The sequence below is a fragment of the Brucella pituitosa genome, assembly GCF_965577835.1.
Taxonomy (GTDB): domain Bacteria; phylum Pseudomonadota; class Alphaproteobacteria; order Rhizobiales; family Rhizobiaceae; genus Brucella; species Brucella pituitosa.
Map to the genome: position 1 here is coordinate 643,123 of NZ_OZ264094.1, position 16,962 is coordinate 660,084.

The window sequence follows — 16,962 nt, forward strand, 5'->3', positions numbered from 1 at the left end:
GATGACGGATGGAACCGACGCTGCCGTCGTTCGCGAACTGTTATCGCCACTTGCGATTTTCCTTGCAGATAAATCGCTTTATGAGGTGATTATTAATCGGCCCGGTGAGATACTTACCGAAGGACCAAATGGCTGGCAGGTGTATGACACCCCGGAGCTGACGTTTGAAAAGCTGATGCGCCTTGCGCGAGCCATTGCAACTGTTTCCAACCAGTCCATTGATGAAAACCGCCCCATTCTTTCGGCAACACTGCCAGATGATGAGCGTATTCAGATCGTCATACCGCCAGCCACAACGAATGGAACGGTCAGCATAACGATCCGAAAACCGTCATCTGTGGATCTGTCGCTAACAGACCTTGAGGCAAAGGGGTTCTTTTGCGAAGCGAGGCGCACGGGCGTCACATCATCCAGGCAGGATATGAAGCTGTCTGAGCTATATCATGATGGCGCCTACATGCAGTTCCTGCGAGAGGCTGTCATTGCACGAAAGAACATCGTCATCTCAGGAGCAACGGGGTCCGCCAAAACCACGCTTTCCAAAGCCCTCATCAAGCACATTCCCCAAAATGAACGGGTGATCTCCATTGAGGACACGCCGGAACTGGTCATTTCTCAGCCCAATCATGTGCGTCTCTATTATTCCAAGGGTGCCCAGGGGCTTTCCGGCGCCGGGCCGCGCGAACTTCTGGAATCGTGCCTTCGCATGCGACCGGACCGCATTCTTTTGCAGGAGCTTCGCGACGGAACCGCCTTTTACTACATTCGAAACGTCAATTCCGGGCATCCCGGCTCAATAACCACTGTTCATGCCGGATCGGCGCAACTCGCTTTCGAGCAACTGGCAACACTGGTGAAGGAGTCGGAAGCAGGACGTGATCTTGAACGTTCTGATGTGCTTTCGTCGTTGCGAATTGCCATTGACATCATCGTCCAATGCAAGCGGATTGATGGTGCGTTTAGAGCAACAGAAATCTATTATCGGGATGCAGTTCGTGCTGACATTTGAATTTTGCTCGAATGAGGTTCCTGGGGCTGCGGTGGACACATTGAAGTCCGCTAGTTTTGCGTGTCCGGTGTCCTGGGACCAAGGACGGATGGTAAGGAAGTATTATATTCGGGCCATCCGACAAATTAAAGGATACTCCGTTCATCGTCCATGGTCTGAAGTCCGTTTTTCCGGCAAAGCCGGGCGCTATGCAGCGCGGTATGCCGACTGCATTTGCCGCGCCCGTGCTTCAGGAATCCCTGTATAGTGCCGGAAGCCTCATCAATGTGTGGCCCTATGCACGTGGCCAGGAAATGGGCCAATCGATCAAGCCGCTCTTCAAAACAGTCCCGGAAGCTGCTCAAAAGGACGAGCGCCTGTACGCTTATCTGGCGCTTACCGATGCCATTCGCCTCGGCAATCAACGCGAGGCCAGTGTGGCAACCAACCTGCTGACGGAGAGGTTGGGATGACAGTACAAAGCCATTTGAAGGAAATGTTGAAGGCCGTCGCTGTGGCGCTCGGTGATGAGCTTCGGGCGCGTCTTGTCTTTGTCGGCGGCTGTACGACCGCTCTCTACATTACCGATGCGATCATATTGGAGGGCGTCAGGATGACGGATGATGTCGACCTGATCGTGGACCTCGCCGGTTTTGCGGAATGGGCGGAACTGGTGGATCGGCTACGAGAGCGTGGTTTTGCGGAGGCGGCGGAAGACGATGTCATCTGCCGCATGAAACTTGGCGACCTCAAGGTCGACTTCATGCCGGACGATGCGGAGATCCTTGGCTTCACCAATCGCTGGTATGCCGAAGGAATCGAGACGGCGGTCCCGGCAATGCTGGACGAAGCGCTCGAGATCCGTCGCCTCACGCCTCCTCTCTTCGTCGCGACGAAGCTGGAGGCGTATCGCGGGCGTGGCGGAGGACATCCTCTTGCTCGTTGACGGCCGAGAGGAGCTCGTCAAGGAGATCACAGCGGCCGCTTCCGAGATCCGAATCTATAGCTCCGAGCAAATAACGGCGATGCTGGAAGATCCCAACTTCGAGCATTTCCTTCAAGGAAATGTCCGGGGACCTTCCGGCCGTGCTGACATCGTCTACGAGCGCCTCATCGCGATAAGCCAGCTGGATAGTCTCTGACAGGGCGTTCGCAATACAATGGCACTGTCAGCAGGGGACGCGATCGGTTGACAATCGCGGTCATACTGGTATCGGCATTCGCGGCGATACAATCCTGGCAATCGTTCTCGATGGATCAACAGCAGGATCGGCCAGCGGTCTGTTTGCGCGCGAGATTGCTCGTCACGTCGTCGACTGGTTTGTGACCGTGGACACCGAGATTACCGCCGAGACCGTGACGGAACAACTTCGCACGACCTATGCGTCCCTTGCCACGGGATTCAGGAAGACTCGGCAATCTATGTTCTGGTATATGCGCAGGCGTCACTGCCAACTTTAATATTGCACGCCGAGGATTGCCTTTTGGGCAGCCGCGACGGCGATGCCGATTTCATGGCTCTTACTGCTTCTTACGCTCGCGAATGCGCTCATGACTGTTCCGCACGATGTTCTCGCGAATCGAACGCTCAGTATGTTCTCGCGCGAAGTTTCCGTTCTCGGAGCTTCATTGCTCCCGATCTGACAATGATCGACGCGCGAGATGAGACGTTGTTGATCGCGACTGAGGGATTCTGGGTGGACATCGATCCGGCCGCGCAAAATGCATTTGTCGGAGAGCGATTTCCCTCGAATAGTGATGAGCGGGATGATCGCGGTGTCCTTTCAATTTCGGGACCAACAGCAGCGTCTTTGACCTCGGTCGGGGCATCTCCAGGCTGGATGCATTTATCTGCGATGAACGCGAGGGGCTGGAGACGCGCGGCGCAATAAATCAAGTCAGAAAGCCTGGATATGGCGCGGAAATCGCACGATGATTTGTGGCGTTGTGCCGGACCAGGCGGCGACCCCGAACCGGTAGAGCCTCGCTGCTTAATCGGATGCCCTTTGGAGATAGGAGGGATCATAAGTTTCTCGTCTTCTACTCGGCAGAAAATCAAGTGATTTTCAAGAACCTTTCGGCGAATAGCGTAGCCAATATTCCGGTGGACCTGAGGAAGGGCCGGTGGAGAGATCGTGATTGTCCGACAACACGGATTCATAGCGGGTCCGCAGTTCGCCGGAGACATGCTCGGCAGCACGCGTGCGGTTCGCATCAGCATCAGCAACTCCACGCATAATTGAAGCGTCGAGAGCGACAAAGCGAGTTTCACGATCCTGGATGAAGCGAACGCCTTCGCGCAAGACTTCGCTTTTCGAGCCATAGCGACCCGTATCCACGAGCTTTTGAATATAGTTCTCGAGCGCTTTTCCCAATTCGGCACGAATCATGACCAGGCACTCCTGTGATGGAAGACAGATGTTTAAATGGAGTCTTTATCAACTATTATCCATATGGCCGTTGGGAGAGAGCTGAATGCCTCCCTATCGGGGGAATTCTGGAATATCGCCTTTTTCCACACGCCAAACCCATGGGTTAATCTCTGGCCTAGCCTTGATCATGTCGTTAAGCGCGTCTTCATATTCGTCTCCGGCCCCTGCCCGCACAATGTACATCGCAACAGGCGCAGGTTTTTGCTCTGGTAGCATCACTGACACGATTGGTGCTTTTCGTGGCAGATTAAAGCGAAGCCCCTTCACACTTTTGCGTTTCAGCCGTCCGAGCTTTTCCAGGAGCCGCAGTTCATAGACGTCCTCAAATGGCAGCCAGTGCTCATTGGCGACCATCAGGGCGATTTCTTCAATGGCCGCAATTCCGGCACTGGAAATGCCGAAAGTTGCGATGACGATCAGATGAAACGCGTCGTTTGACCGCCACAGATCCAGTTCGGTTTTATAGCGGTTGGTCAACCGTCGCCATGCACTCTCATCGATCATCAGCGGGAAGGGCATATGGCGAATGGCGATCTTCTGCCCTTCTCGTGCGGGGGAAAACTCTTTTACTTCTGCAACGATCATCATCAGCTTGCGGGGGCCGGAACTTGTCGCCTGTGCATTTTTTAGAGATTCTGTGCGTCGAGCAGTAATTCCATCCTTGTCCTGTGCCTGAAACACTTCCGGTATATAGAGCATATCGCCGAGAGGGCCGCGTCGCGTGGTCATTTGCGATGCAGCATTGACCAGACTGTTGCGCACACGTCCCCAGCCACGTCGACCTGTCCAGGTTGACCGCCATTCCGTCAATTCGCCTGCCTCCCAGAGAAAATGAAGCATAGCCCGAAGCGTCAATTTATCAGGCTTGCTTCGAATGCTGGACTCTGCCGGTTCTGTTGACGCAACAGTTGCCGTCCGTGGCCCACGCTTGGTCAGGGAAAAGTCGAGCTTCAGATTTGTCCTGCCGCTGGCGTCGAGCTGGATCGCGTTTCCAATCAGGGGCCCAAGCCCGGAAAGCTCATAGGGCGGTTGATGGGACGGACAGGCTGGATCATGCTCGCGGCCGGTCAGCGGCATGCGCTTGATGAGATACTGATCATCGCCCCGAGCAATATACATTGGTATCGGGGTTGCCTTGCACATGCACATTGGACGCAGTCGCTTCTCATAGGCTTCGGGGAGAAAGGCGAGAAATTCGGGGGAAGATTCTGCAAATATCCGGTCGCCTATTGTGAAGCTTCGCACAACGTTTCTCCTCTTGTTTCGCTCAGTCTGACCGAGTGGCAGGTCTTTTACTATTTAAAATATGATCAGTAAAAGCAACCATCCTCATAAGAATCGGTTCCGGATAGGCGTGAAATGCCTCTCATAGCGCACCGGCTGCTGCCCAATTAAATTCTGGTGAATTTTAGGATCGAGAATTCCGAACGTTCATCTGAGACAGCGACAGCATGGCAGGAATCGCTTTCATTTCGCTCACTGGAATGCGTTTCGCAAATTCCCGAAACCCGTCAGTCTGCTTGCGGTCAGAGAGAGGTTAGAAGCGGCCGCCAGTGTCGCAAAAATCCATCAAATGCCGGGACCACACACCTAATTTTGCGGCGAACGGAGTAGGCAGAACTCTTCGCCCCGGAAGCGAAGTGCAACATAGCTGCATTGGTTCATATGATCGATCAGACAGGATTGCTCTGGTGCTGCCATTTCTTCCATCGTGCAGCGCTCTTGCGCACATACCTTACTATAAATCTGACCGGTGGGAACATACGCGACGAAAAGCGAGGTCTTCGGTCCCTTCGGGTTGAGGTTTTCATATGCGGCTGTTAACCTCTCGAAAGCCGCAACATCTTCCCCCACAGGGTCACGGTCGATCCCCATCTCGCCAACCTCGCCGACCATTTTCATGTAGCGCAGATGTTCTGATTGAGAACAAACTAGTCGATCAGCCTTCGCGGGGACAGAATACGCCAAGACAATGGCACTGAGGATAACCGCCAACTTCCGCATCATTTCACGTTCCGTCTGTGCTTGAGGGCCATATAAATTTTTTGGTTTTGCTGTCAATTTCCTGTCTTTCTTGGCGCATCGATCCCCAAAATCTGCGACAACTCCAGTCATCTTAGCGCCCGCTTCAAAGAAAGTCATTCATAACGATGAACGGCCGTAATGTAGCTCGAAACCTGACCAGGGAAGGCCTTTAAGCTGGCCGAAAATGGTGAGGCGGACAGGTATGGAGGGAGAGGGGGGGGAGACAAATTTCGTGGCGGTTTGTGGTGGTCGGAGAGAGGCTCCGGCCAGGCCGCCACGGAGAAATGACATGGCACAGGCCAATCAGAAAATATCGCTCAACACGGGACGGGAAATCCCCTTTAATAAACTGGTTCTCAGCCGGCAAAACGTCCGCAAGACCGAGGCGGGCGTCTCGATTGAAGAACTGGCGGACGACATTGCCAACCGCGGGCTTTTGACTAGCCTTAACGTGCGTGCGGAACTTGACGCTGATGGCAAAGAGACCGCATCTATCGCATTCCAGCAGGCGGACGCCGTTACCGCGCTCTGGAATTACTGGTCAGTCAGAAGAAGCTCTCGAAGACGGTAGGCATTCCCTGCATTGTCAGCAGTGGTGAAACTCTTGAGGTAGAAAACTCTCTTGCCGAAAACTTCACCCGCGTTGAGCTTCACCCGCTCGATGAGTTTCGGGCAATTCTGGATTTGCGCGAACAGGGACTGGATGAAGAAGAAATCGCCGCCCGCTTTCATATGTCTGTTGCAACGGTGAAACAGCGACTGCGGTTGGCGTCAGTTTCGTCTCGGCTTCTGGAACTTTATGCCAATGACGAAATGAAGGTTGGCCAGATCATGGCGTTTTCGATCACCAATGATCATGCGCGTCAGGAGCTAGCCGCTCCAGAGGGGCCAGCACGTCGATCGGCGGTTTGGGCGGCAGTGAGGGCGGCACGAAGGCGCGCACGATTTCTCCCGCAACAGGGGTCTCGACAAAGCGGCCTAGCCGGAAGATGAATGCTGATTTGGACATGCTTCCACTATGCGGGAGCGGCCTTATTTAAACAATTGGCTTTTGGCTTAAATAGGCGTTGAGCTAAAGTAAGTGCTCTTAAATAACGGTCGACAACATTATGGGCGCGTACACGCAAAAGGTTCGTAGCAGTATTCTTCCCGCCTTCAATGACGGAACCCCTGCCGATCGCATTCGCCCTTTGGCCCGTCGCAGAAACACGGTCTATCACGACAACCCATTGAGATTATCATCGCTATAGACGCTGATATGTCGGACTGTAGCGTAGAAACGGCGGTGATCGACGGTGCGTATGCTACTTGGTGACGTTACGGCCATCGGCGGTGATCGGCGGCAATATCGCGCTATAGAGGGCAATCGGCGGGATGGCGGGACATGCGGGATAGCGATGAGAACTATGTCTACTCCATAGCCCTCTACAGCCCTACTTAATGCAAGTTTTGGAAAAAGAGAGGCACATATCGCCGAGATATTGGCGTAGAGGTGGAAATACATTCAGATGCAGAGCGGCCGCTATGCGCTTCATGCACGAACCCGCTACGCGGGAGGGCGCATGTGGCAAGGTTTGACGTTTTAGTCTGAAGCACTGGGCAAATAGGGGTTATGGTTAGAACATGGAGTTCCTTTCAACAGGAGGAACTCGCAATGACCATATTTCACAATGATGTCCCTACCACACCACTTCGCCAGCGTATGCAGCAAGATATGGTGATGCGGGGCCTGGGATCCCATACACAGCATGATTACATTCGACATGTCCGTCGCTTTGCCGCTTTCCTCGGGCGACCTCCCGACACTGCGGATGCCGAGGATATCCGACGCTACCAACTGTACCAACATGATGATGGTGTGGGACCGGCCACAATCAACAGCACAGTTTCGGCGCTCCGCTTTCTGTTCACGGTGACGCTGAAGCGGCGGGATTTGGCGCGAATGCTGGTGATAACCCGCAATCCACGCAAACTACCCGATGTGCTGAGCATAGAGGAAGCTGCACAGTTGCTCGAGGCGGCACCAGGCATCAAATACAAGGCGGCACTCGCTGTCGCTTATGGTGCGGGCTTGCGTGTCTCCGAAGTCGCCCATCTCAAGGTCGATGATATCGATTCAACGCGCATGTTGATCCGGGTCGAGCAGGGCAAGGGACGCAAGGACCGCAATGCCATGCTTTCTCCGCAACTTCTGGAACTTTTGCGGCTATGGTGGCGCGAAGGCAAGCGGCGCGGCGTCATGCTGCCCCATGGCTGGCTGTTTCCGGGACGCAGCCGCACCGGTCCGATCTCGTCGCGACAATTGCATCGTGCGGTGCAGGAAGCCGCCGAGGTTGCCGGTATCCACAAGCGCGTCAGCCCGCATACATTACGCCACAGCTTTGCCACCCACCTTCTGGAGGACGGAACCGATATCCGGATCATTCAGGTTCTGCTCGGACACAGCAAGCTCGAGACAACCGCGCTTTACGCCAAGGTCTCCACCCGAACGATCCACGCGGTCGCGGGGCCTCTCGACCGGCTGATGGCGCTGATGGAAGGCAAGACACCCGACAGCTGAGCCGTGCGTGCCTCGATTGAGGTTGCCGATATTTTCCGTGCAGCAGGGCCTGCCTACCGTACCGCTCATGCCGGGCACCTTAGCCTCACCCAGCTCAAGGTCATGTCGGCGATCGAGAACTGCCGCACCGCAGCGCTCGGCGGCCACGTCGAAGCCTGTGAGGATTGCGGGTACTGGCGTATTGCCTACAACTCCTGTCGCAACCGGCACTGTCCGAAGTGTCAGGGCGCATCCGCGCGGACGTGGTTGGCCGAACGAGAGGCAGACTTGCTTCCAGTGGGCTACTTCCATGTTGTGTTCACGCTGCCAACCGAGATCGCCGATATTGCGTTCCAGAACAAGGCGCTCGTCTACGATTTGCTGTTCAAAGCAGCATCAGAGACGATGCTGACCATCGCGGCTGATCGCAAGCACCTCGGCGCGCGCATTGGCATCACCGCAGTCCTTCACACATGGGGTTCCGCGATAACGCATCATCCACATGTCCACATGGTCGTGCCTGGCGGGGGCATCGCCAGGGACGGAAGTCGATGGATAGCATCGCTCCCGGCCTTTCTGTTTCCCGTACGCGTGCTCGGCAAACTGTTTCGACGACTGTTCCTCACACGGCTGGTTGCCCTGCACGACGCCGGGCGGCTTGGCTTCTATGGATTGATGACACACCTCACCGAGCGGCGGGCATTCCTGCGCTACCTTTCTCCAGCCCGAAAGAAACGCTGGGTGGTCTATTCCAAGGCACCGTTTGCAGGGCCCGAGGCGGTGCTAGCCTATCTGTCGCGCTACACCCATCGGGTCGCAATCTCGAACAGCAGGCTGATCGCATTCGACCAGAGTGGTGTAACCTTCCGCTACAAGGACTACCGCCGCGACAGCTGCGACCGCCAGCAGATCATGACGATCACGGCTGACGAGTTCATTCGCCGCTTCCTGATCCATGTCCTGCCGCACGGCTTCCATCGTATCCGCCACTATGGGTTGCTCGCCAGTTCCGCCCGCAAGGCCAGCCTTGCACTTGCCCGTGAACTCCTCAACGTCGCCGCACCGCCCGATGACGATACGCCCGATACACCGGACGACTCCCGCACCCCATGTCCCTGCTGCGGTGGACGCATGATTGTCATCGAAGTGTTCGAATGCTGTAGAAAGCCACGCGGACCTCCGAATGCAGCGTCAACATACCGGGAGACCTCACCATGACCCGGTGTGACAGCATTCAGACATCAGCCGCAGGTGCCACACTTCCGGCAACGGAGCCGTGTGCGGATATGGTGACCATCGGTACCGATAAGACTACATTCACCGACGCGAAGCACACACAGCATCAGGATGAGAAACAACCAGGCAATCCGTTTGTTACTATCCAGGCGCTTTCCGGAAATGCCATCCCTATCACCAACGTCAGCCGAAAATCGAAATCCCCATAACCATTACAATCTGGCCCGCGGGTTCCTGCATGAGGGGCTTTCGTACGCCTGACGGCACCCGAAACCCTTCACCATCTCGGACGTAGAGGTAAATTTTGCCTCACCCGAAAGCAGACATCGCCAATGACAATGCTGGGCGCCGCGAATCTGCCATTTCTGGCCATCCGTAGTACATCCCAACACCGGAAGCTCAGCCGGCGCGCTTGAGCTACTGTTCAAATCGCGCTTCAATTCTAGCCGCAGTATCAAAGATTGCATCCGCATCATTCTTCGATCCTTGCGCCACTGCTATTTTGGTTCGATTGCGGCCAGCAAGTTTGGGGTTGTAAAGCAGCCGGTCGGCTTGTTCGTAGAGCTCTGCGAACTCCTCATCAGCCCGCGTATTTGTCATGCCCATGCTGGCAGTTACGGATCGCCCAAGGCCAGGAACGGGCATTGGCGACGATTGCAGCGATCGCCTGGCGCCGACGCTCCGCCTGAGCCTGGGCATCGTCTCCGCGCAAAAGCAGTACGAATTCCTCTCCGCCAAGACGGAACGCATGAACGTGCGGGTCCGCCTGGAGCGCTTTGGCCACGACTTTCAGCACGGCGTCACCGACAGTGTGGCCGTGAGTATCATTGATTGCTTTAAAGTTATCCAGGCCGAACACTGCAAGTGTGCGGTAGCCTTCGGCACGGAACTTCTCGAAATTCTGTTCGACTGCCCGCCGGTTGAATAATCCCGTCAGTGCGTCGCGTTCGGATAGGCGCTCAAGCACGTCGGCTTCCAAACGTGCGCTGTCTCGTTGGCGCTTGACTGTCATGAAGCGGTCTGCCACGCCGAGTGTGGTGGACAAGACTTCGCATGCATACCCGTTCTGCGTCCGGCTTTTCTTCCTTGGTCTTCCAGACCTTACGATTGAAGACATACTCACCCTTGTAGGTGGGGCTGGTGAGCAGCTTATGGAGTTGGCCGATGTCCCCGCCGTCGCCCGCCTCTTGTGAGGCGACGGACGGCTCCAGACGAAGCAGGCTCATTAAGTTTCGGGATGTCAGGTTTGAAAGAAAGCAATTTTATATCCTATGGGTTTATAAATAGGAAAAAATCCAAACTTGACCGTCGATTTATAAAATGTCTATAATATAAACCATGAGTAAAGAATTTTCAGGAAAGCTAAACCAACTCCAGCGTGAACTGCCTGAAGGGCTGGTCGTGGATTCAACATGGTTGAAGGCGCGGGGCTACTCTGCGCAGCTTTGCCGGAAGTATGTCACTAACGGCTGGCTGGAGCGTGTGGCCCACGGCGTTTATCGCAAGCCCGGCGGCAAACTCCTGTGGGAGCATGTCGTCATATCGCTGCAGACCCTGCTCATGAAACCCCTGCTGGTCGGCGGCGGCACGGCGCTATCCCTTCACGGCTTCACGCATTACCTGAGACGGGAAGAAAAAGAGGTCCATCTCTACGGTCCCGAGGAAGCGCCCACCTGGCTGCGCAAGCTGCCCCTGCAGGTGACGTTCGTCTCTCACAACAGTGGGGCGCTGTTCCACAATGAGCCGATACATTTCGGGCTGACAAGCCTGGGCTGGAATCTGAATAACGGTAGCCCCGTCAACGTCGCCAGTTACAATGGCAGCTCTTTCAAGATCATGACGTGGGGACAGTGGGACTGGCCGCTGACCCTATCGACTCCCGAGCGTGCCATCCTTGAAATGCTGGACGGACTACCTGCCCATGAGAGCTTCGATCAGGCCGACAAAATCATGGAAGGGCTAACAACCCTCAGTCCGCGCAAACTGCAAAAGCTGCTCCTTAACTGCAAGAGCATCAAGGTCAAACGCCTCTTCTTCTTCTTCGCCGACCGCCACAACCACGCGTGGCGCAAGAACCTCGACAAAGAGGCCATCAATTTAGGAACGGGCAAGCGCATGCTTGTGCCGGGCGGTCGTCTTGATCCCACCTATCTGATTACCGTGCCGGAGGAATTATATGCCGGTCAATGAGCGGTACAGGAAGCAGGTCGCCCTGCTGGTACAGGGCATCCCTGCTGTCGCAGAAGAGAAGGACTTCGCCCTCAAGGGCGGTACCGCCATCAACCTGTTCATCCGCGACATGCCGCGTCTGTCCGTCGATATCGACCTGACATTCCTGCCGGTCATGCCGCGCGATGAATCGCTGGCCGCCATCGAAGCGGCACTCCTGCGGATCAAAGAGAGGATCGAGGCCTCGATCAAGGGCGCGCGCGCTCACGAAAGCAGGCAGAGCGACGGCACTCTCACGCGGCTTGTCATTCAGGACAAGGACAAAACGCTGATCAAGATCGAAGTCACACCGGTTCTGCGCGGTTGCGTCTTCGCCCCAGAGACGCGGTCCGTGTCGGAAGCCGTTGAAGATGAGTTCGGCTTCGCGGAGATTCAGGTCGTATCGTTTGCGGATTTATATGCGGGGAAGATCATGGCTGCCCTCGACAGGCAGCATCCCCGCGACCTCTTCGATATCAGGGATTTGCTGACCAACGAGGGGATCAGCGGCGAACTGCGCCAGGCCTTTATCGTTTACCTGATCAGCCACGGCAGGCCTATCGGTGAAGTCATCGCCTCCGGCCAGAAGGATATTGCGGCAGAGTACGAGAAAAACTTCGCCGGGATGACCGAGGATTATGTGCCGCTCGCCGACCTTCTCCTTGCACGGGAACAGTTGGTTGAGATCTTGATCGGCGCCATGCCGGCCGCGCATCGGGAATTCCTGATCGGGTTCAAGAAGGGTGCGCCTGATTGGGACAAGCTAGGGCTGACCGGAGCGGCAGAATTGCCAGCCGTGAAGTTCAAGCAGTTCAACTTGGATAAGCTAAGCGATGACATAAGGGCCGGGCTGGCTCAACGACTGGCTACGGTATTGGGAATCAGCGATCACTAAACGCCGGAAAAAAACGCGCGGCGAAGAACGCGTAGGGAGCCGAGACACAAAAAGAATATGCCAGGGGGGGCACAATGCTTTTAAAGATCAATCGCGTTATAAATCTTGGGGTGTTCTCGGACTATGCCTGGGATGCCGGGTTGCCCGCATTCGAGCGTTTCAATATCGTGTTCGGCGAAAATGGGTCGGGAAAGACCACGCTTTCGAGGCTTTTCGACTGTCTAAAAACGGGCGGCCATGACGAGTATCCGGCACTCGAATTCAAGATTGAGTCTGAAACGGGCGATCTAGGACACGGTGCCGCCGCCGCCAGAAAGATCCGCGTTTTTAACGCCGACTACGTACAACTGAATATCGGCCACCTCGACGGCTATCTCAAGCCCATCCTCGTTATCGGCGAAGAGAACAAGGCTGCCGCCGATGCCCTGGCTGCGGACGAACTGGAACTCGCGATAGATCGTCGAGCGATGACGACCCATCAGCCGCGCAATATCGCCGAGAGGGACTTTGAGCTGTTTAAGTTCGAAAAGACGGCGACGTTCACGCAAAGTGATCTGCGAATAGCAATTCGACATCCAATTTCCACCATGGCTAACTACATGAATTCATTGGCATGTTGCAGTTTAAAATAGAATGTACCAGTTCCGACAATTTACCGACTGGCGACAATGTGTCGAAACAGCTTTGCCTATTGACAGCTCAATTATATCCATTATTCTGGATATATGGAAAAAGAAGAAGCAATAACCGCTTTCGCTGCTCTGGCCCAACCGACACGACTGGATACATTCCGTCTGTTGGTGCAACACGAACCTGCGGGTATTCCTGCCGGGGAACTGGCGCGCATGCTGGATGTGCCGCAGAATACGATGTCTGCGCATCTGGCGACATTATCTCGCGCCGGACTTGTGAAAGGTGAACGTCAGAGCCGTTCAATCATCTATCGCGCCGACCTCGACCGTTTTCGCGAACTGACCCTTTTCATGATCAAGGACTGTTGCGGCGGTAGTGCTGAACTCTGCGCACCTCTCATACAAAGCCTGACGCCCTGTTGCGAACCGAAAGCGACCACACAATAACACGAGACCGATGAATTCGGCCTTCCACCAAACGGACTGATACGATGACAACTAGGGTTTATAGCGTGCTCTGCTTGAGTTCGGACAACGTCGTGCGTTCAGTTTTGGGCGAGACAATCTGGAATGTAGAGAATAACTGATGTCCACATTCGAACGTTATCTGACGGTCTGGGTGGCTCTTTGCATTGTCGCTGGCGTAGCTCTGGGCCATTTCTTTCCGACAGCATTTCATGCCATCGGATCTGCTGAAGTCGCCAGGGTCAACATTCCAGTCGCTATTCTCATATGGCTCATGATCATCCCCATGTTGCTGAAGATCGATTTCAGCGCATTGAGACAGGTCACTGAGCACTGGCGTGGCATCGGCGTCACACTCTTTATCAATTGGGCCGTCAAACCATTCTCTATGGCACTTCTCGGTTGGCTATTTATCGGCTGGCTGTTTCGCCCTTATCTGCCTGCAGACCAGATCGATTCCTACATTGCCGGGCTGATTATTCTGGCGGCCGCCCCCTGCACGGCAATGGTGTTTGTCTGGTCCAACCTGACCAAGGGGGAGCCGCATTTCACGCTGTCCCAGGTCGCCCTGAACGATGCGATCATGATTGTGGCATTTGCCCCTATCGTGGGGCTACTGCTCGGACTGTCGGCAATTACCGTGCCATGGGACACACTGGTATTTTCGGTTGTCCTCTATATCGTCATTCCGGTGATTATCGCAAAAATCCTGCGCAGAAGCATTCTCGCCAGCGGCGGACAACAATCCTTCGATGCAATGCTGAAGACACTACAACCGCTGTCTCTGATTGCGCTTTTGGCGACACTTGTTCTGCTATTCGGGTTTCAAGGAGAGCAGATCATCGCACAGCCCATGATCATTGCGATGCTGGCCGTGCCGATCCTCATCCAGGTCTATTTCAACTCTGGCCTCGCCTATCTGTTGAATCGAATTTCAGGTGAGCAACATTGCGTTGCCGGACCCTCGGCTTTGATTGGTGCATCCAACTTCTTCGAACTGGCAGTAGCAGCCGCAATCAGCCTTTTCGGCTTCTCATCTGGCGCAGCACTTGCAACAGTTGTTGGCGTTCTTGTTGAAGTGCCTGTCATGCTCTCCGTTGTCTGGATCGTGAACCGTTCCAAGGGCTGGTACGAACGCGGTTCCAATCAAAAGCCCGTCACCGAAACAGGAAAACTCTGATGTCAGTTACGATCTATCACAATCCGAAATGCGGCACGTCTCGTAACACATTGGCGATGATCCGTGCCAGCGGCGAAGAGCCTGTTGTCATCGAATATGTGCAAAATCCGCCGCCGCGAGAACGACTGGTCGAACTGCTCACTGCAATGCAGATGACGCCTCGCCAACTCCTTCGCGAGAAAGGCACACCATATGCCGAATTGGGATTGTCCGATCTAAACTGGACCGATGACGAACTGGTCGACTTCATGATGGCGCATCCTATCCTGATTAATCGTCCAATCGTGGAAACGTCGCTTGGCACCAAACTGTGCCGTCCGTCAGAACTGGTTCTCGACATTCTGGAAAACCCGGTGTCGTCATTCACCAAAGAGGACGGAGAAGTCATCACCTATGAAAGAAAGTCGCGCTGACATGGACCTGCCGAACCTCGATCAGACTTCCTTCGCATTGCCTGATCTGGATGCATTACGCGCCGACTTTCCAAAGCATAAGCCTCGTATCCTTTTGCTCTATGGCTCACTTCGTGACCGTTCCTATAGTCGGTTTCTGACGCTGGAAGCGCAGCGCCTTCTCGATGCGATGGGGGCTGAAACGCGTATCTTTCATGCCAATGGTCTTCCTTTGCCAGACGACGGTTCAGCAGAGAATCCGAAGGTTCAGGAATTGCGTGAGGCAATGCTTTGGTCAGAAGGGCAAGTCTGGACCAGTCCAGAACGTCATGGAGCCATGAGCGCTGTCATGAAATCGCAGATCGACTGGATTCCATTGCCGGGTGGAGCAATTCGTCCGACGCAGGGCCGAACTCTGGCATTGATGCAGGTTTCAGGCGGATCGCAGAGCTTCAACGCTGTCAATCAGATGCGCATTCTTGGGCGCTGGATGCGAATGATCACCATTCCAAACCAGTCATCCGTCGCAAAGGCATGGCAGGAATTTGACGACGCTGGACGGATGAAACCTTCATCGTTCTATGATCGCGTGATCGATGTGATGGAAGAACTAATGAAGTTTACACTTCTGACGCGTGGCATCTCGGATCATCTCACAGACCGTTATAGCGAGCGCAAGGAAGAAGCTGCCAAACTCGAAAAGCGTGTTTCGTTGAAATCAATATGAGCGCTGAACGGCTTCCCATTGCGGCCATCGCCGGTCTCGGCCTGACCCAGAATATCGGTTACGGCACTTTATATTATTCCTTCAGCATTCTCGCGCCGTCCATGGCGCGGGACTTTTCCGTTTCCAACGAATGGATTTTCGGAGCGCTGTCAGTTGCCCTGTTAGCAGGGGGCTTTCTGGCTCCCTGGTTAGGCAAATGGATTGATCGTTACGGCGCAGGTCGCATGATGACGATAGGCTCGATACTGGCCGCCGTCTCTCTCATACTGTGTTCGCTTTCTCCCAACGCTTTGGCGTTTGCAGGCGCGCTGACGATCATCGAAATCGCCGCAAATCTCGTACAGTATGGAGCAGCCTTTGCATTGTTGGTGCAATTAGCCCCAAATGTTGCCCAGCGTAGCATTACCTATCTGACACTGATTGCAGGCTTTGCCTCGACAATTTTCTGGCCCATCACAACAACGCTTCAGCATTGGCTTACCTGGCAACAGACCTATTTGCTGTTCGCTTTCCTCCATTTGTTTCTGTGCGTGCCGGTACACCTTTTGCTCGCGCGTTCTATTGCAAAGAGTGGTCGGAAGCGATCAACGAATGGAACAGTCGCAACCGCCTCTTCAGGCGATCTTCCCGCCCATCAACGGCGCAAAGGTTTCGTACTGGTTCTTGTAGCATTCTCGTTGCAAGCCCTCGTTGCGGCGGCCATTCTGGTCCATATGGTGCCGATGTTGGGTGCACTCGGTCTTACAGGTTCTGCGGCTTTTATTGGCGCGATATTCGGACCTTCTCAGGTCGCGAGCCGCATGATCAACATGCTCGGTGGCAAAAACCTCGCTCCGATCAGTCTGTCAGTAATCTCTGCCTCATTGATGGGGTTAGCCCTCATTGTTCTGCTATTCGGTGCTCCATCCATTGTTGCAACGATGATGTTTGCCTGTCTTTTTGGCTTCGGAAACGGTCTCTTCAGTATTGTCTCCGGAACGTTGCCGCTGTCACTATTCGGCAGTGATGGCTACGGTGCCATGCAAGGCAAGATCATGTCAGCCAGACTAATCATTTCGGCCACTGCGCCATTCGCGATGGCTTCTGGTATCGCGAATTTTGGTGCGAGCTTGAGTCTCTATGTTTTGGCTCTCTCTGCCGCTTTCGGGGTCGCAATGCTGTTGAGATTGATGTCGCTGCGATAATGTCAACTCACAGTAAGCCGCAATTGGGAGCGGGATAACGGCAATAGAGCGCATTACAG

General features: G+C 54.7%; 20 protein-coding genes and 3 pseudogenes. 17 read left to right on the forward strand and 6 right to left on the reverse strand.

Translation table 11 applies throughout. The features are described 5' to 3' along the window. The first annotated feature begins 1 nt into the window (after position 1). From virB11 to ACSME1_RS22325, 4 genes are all read left to right on the forward strand, one after another. Positions 2-1,009 carry a P-type DNA transfer ATPase VirB11 gene (gene virB11 / locus ACSME1_RS22310; protein ID WP_435655512.1) on the forward strand — a complete coding sequence of 336 codons (1,008 nt, stop codon included), beginning with the start codon at positions 2-4 and terminating at the stop codon, positions 1,007-1,009. 188 nt (positions 1,010-1,197) lie between these two features. Further along, entirely contained in the window at positions 1,198-1,461 is a 264-nt protein-coding gene (locus ACSME1_RS22315) for a hypothetical protein (protein ID WP_105708221.1), read from the forward strand. Next, a complete protein-coding gene (locus tag ACSME1_RS22320) occupies positions 1,458-1,934 on the forward strand; it encodes a hypothetical protein (RefSeq protein WP_435655513.1) in 477 nt (158 codons plus the stop codon). Before ACSME1_RS22315 ends, ACSME1_RS22320 begins: the two co-directional genes overlap by 4 nt. After that, positions 1,924-2,130 (forward strand): hypothetical protein, encoded by a 207-nt coding sequence (locus ACSME1_RS22325; RefSeq protein ID WP_435655514.1) that lies wholly within the window; start codon positions 1,924-1,926, stop codon positions 2,128-2,130. Before ACSME1_RS22320 ends, ACSME1_RS22325 begins: the two co-directional genes overlap by 11 nt. A 924-nt stretch (positions 2,131-3,054) precedes the next feature. Here ACSME1_RS22325 and ACSME1_RS22330 read toward each other — a convergent pair. The 3 genes from ACSME1_RS22330 to ACSME1_RS22340 form a co-directional block, all read right to left on the reverse strand. Next, positions 3,055-3,378, reverse strand: coding sequence for a type II toxin-antitoxin system ParD family antitoxin (locus ACSME1_RS22330; RefSeq protein WP_435655515.1), 324 nt, complete (start codon positions 3,376-3,378; stop codon positions 3,055-3,057). Positions 3,379-3,471: 93 nt separating this feature from the next. Further along, complete coding sequence (locus ACSME1_RS22335; protein WP_435655516.1) at positions 3,472-4,665, reverse strand: DUF1173 domain-containing protein; 1,194 nt, start codon at positions 4,663-4,665, stop codon at positions 3,472-3,474. Between the two features lie 345 nt (positions 4,666-5,010). Beyond that, entirely contained in the window at positions 5,011-5,535 is a 525-nt protein-coding gene (locus ACSME1_RS22340; protein WP_435655517.1) for a hypothetical protein, read from the reverse strand. Between the two features lie 199 nt (positions 5,536-5,734). Between ACSME1_RS22340 and ACSME1_RS22345 the strand changes: the two are divergent. Next, positions 5,735-6,315: pseudogene (locus tag ACSME1_RS22345) on the forward strand (ParB/RepB/Spo0J family partition protein); the annotation flags it as partial. On the opposite strand, the gene ACSME1_RS22350 reads toward ACSME1_RS22345, so the two are convergent. Further along, on the reverse strand, positions 6,290-6,454 hold the full coding sequence (locus ACSME1_RS22350) for a hypothetical protein (RefSeq protein ID WP_435655800.1): 165 nt from the start codon (positions 6,452-6,454) through the stop codon (positions 6,290-6,292). The pseudogene ACSME1_RS22345 and the gene ACSME1_RS22350 sit on opposite strands and share 26 nt — an antisense overlap. 645 nt (positions 6,455-7,099) lie before the next feature. On the opposite strand from ACSME1_RS22350, the gene ACSME1_RS22355 reads away from it, so the two are divergent. Genes ACSME1_RS22355 through ACSME1_RS22365 form a run of 3 tightly spaced genes read left to right on the forward strand, consistent with a single transcriptional unit; the run spans position 7,100 to position 9,429 of the window. After that, positions 7,100-8,005 carry a tyrosine-type recombinase/integrase gene (locus ACSME1_RS22355; RefSeq protein WP_435655518.1) on the forward strand — a complete coding sequence of 302 codons (906 nt, stop codon included), beginning with the start codon at positions 7,100-7,102 and terminating at the stop codon, positions 8,003-8,005. Positions 8,006-8,008: 3 nt separating this feature from the next. Next, positions 8,009-9,202: an IS91 family transposase gene (locus ACSME1_RS22360; RefSeq protein ID WP_435655519.1), complete on the forward strand. Its 1,194-nt coding sequence runs from the start codon at positions 8,009-8,011 to the stop codon at positions 9,200-9,202. Further along, complete coding sequence (locus ACSME1_RS22365) at positions 9,199-9,429, forward strand: hypothetical protein (RefSeq protein ID WP_435655520.1); 231 nt, start codon at positions 9,199-9,201, stop codon at positions 9,427-9,429. Before ACSME1_RS22360 ends, ACSME1_RS22365 begins: the two co-directional genes overlap by 4 nt. A 371-nt stretch (positions 9,430-9,800) precedes the next feature. Here the strand turns inward: ACSME1_RS22365 and ACSME1_RS22370 are convergent, their stop codons facing one another. Continuing rightward, a complete protein-coding gene (locus ACSME1_RS22370; protein ID WP_435655521.1) occupies positions 9,801-10,232 on the reverse strand; it encodes a GGDEF domain-containing protein in 432 nt (143 codons plus the stop codon). On the opposite strand from ACSME1_RS22370, the gene ACSME1_RS22375 reads away from it, so the two are divergent. The 4 genes and pseudogenes from ACSME1_RS22375 to ACSME1_RS22390 all read left to right on the forward strand — a co-directional run. Then, complete coding sequence (locus tag ACSME1_RS22375; protein ID WP_435655522.1) at positions 10,231-10,413, forward strand: hypothetical protein; 183 nt, start codon at positions 10,231-10,233, stop codon at positions 10,411-10,413. The genes ACSME1_RS22370 and ACSME1_RS22375 overlap by 2 nt on opposite strands. Before the next feature lie 145 nt (positions 10,414-10,558). Then, positions 10,559-11,410, forward strand: coding sequence for a type IV toxin-antitoxin system AbiEi family antitoxin (locus tag ACSME1_RS22380; RefSeq protein ID WP_105708144.1), 852 nt, complete (start codon positions 10,559-10,561; stop codon positions 11,408-11,410). Continuing rightward, a complete protein-coding gene (locus ACSME1_RS22385; RefSeq protein ID WP_435655523.1) occupies positions 11,397-12,323 on the forward strand; it encodes a nucleotidyl transferase AbiEii/AbiGii toxin family protein in 927 nt (308 codons plus the stop codon). Before ACSME1_RS22380 ends, ACSME1_RS22385 begins: the two co-directional genes overlap by 14 nt. 74 nt (positions 12,324-12,397) lie before the next feature. Then, positions 12,398-12,745: pseudogene (locus ACSME1_RS22390) on the forward strand (AAA family ATPase); the annotation flags it as partial. A gap of 18 nt (positions 12,746-12,763) precedes the next feature. Here the strand turns inward: ACSME1_RS22390 and ACSME1_RS22395 are convergent. After that, positions 12,764-12,898 (reverse strand): annotated as a pseudogene (locus tag ACSME1_RS22395) (helix-turn-helix domain-containing protein); the annotation flags it as partial. A gap of 150 nt (positions 12,899-13,048) precedes the next feature. Between ACSME1_RS22395 and ACSME1_RS22400 the strand changes: the two are divergent. The 5 genes from ACSME1_RS22400 (at position 13,049) to arsK (ending at position 16,903) form a co-directional block, all read left to right on the forward strand. Beyond that, positions 13,049-13,402, forward strand: coding sequence for an ArsR/SmtB family transcription factor (locus ACSME1_RS22400; protein WP_435655524.1), 354 nt, complete (start codon positions 13,049-13,051; stop codon positions 13,400-13,402). A 139-nt stretch (positions 13,403-13,541) separates the two neighbouring features. Further along, a complete protein-coding gene (gene arsB / locus ACSME1_RS22405) occupies positions 13,542-14,600 on the forward strand; it encodes an ACR3 family arsenite efflux transporter (RefSeq protein ID WP_435655525.1) in 1,059 nt (352 codons plus the stop codon). Beyond that, positions 14,600-15,013, forward strand: a complete 414-nt coding sequence (gene arsC, locus ACSME1_RS22410; protein ID WP_435655526.1) for an arsenate reductase (glutaredoxin) — start codon at positions 14,600-14,602, stop codon at positions 15,011-15,013. Before arsB ends, arsC begins: the two co-directional genes overlap by 1 nt. After that, positions 14,994-15,719, forward strand: coding sequence for an arsenical resistance protein ArsH (arsH, locus tag ACSME1_RS22415; RefSeq protein WP_435655527.1), 726 nt, complete (start codon positions 14,994-14,996; stop codon positions 15,717-15,719). Before arsC ends, arsH begins: the two co-directional genes overlap by 20 nt. Beyond that, the gene (gene arsK, locus ACSME1_RS22420; RefSeq protein WP_435655528.1) at positions 15,716-16,903 is read left to right on the forward strand and encodes an arsenite efflux MFS transporter ArsK; all 1,188 of its coding nucleotides are present in this window, start codon (positions 15,716-15,718) and stop codon (positions 16,901-16,903) included. Before arsH ends, arsK begins: the two co-directional genes overlap by 4 nt. Positions 16,904-16,962 lie beyond the last annotated feature (59 nt).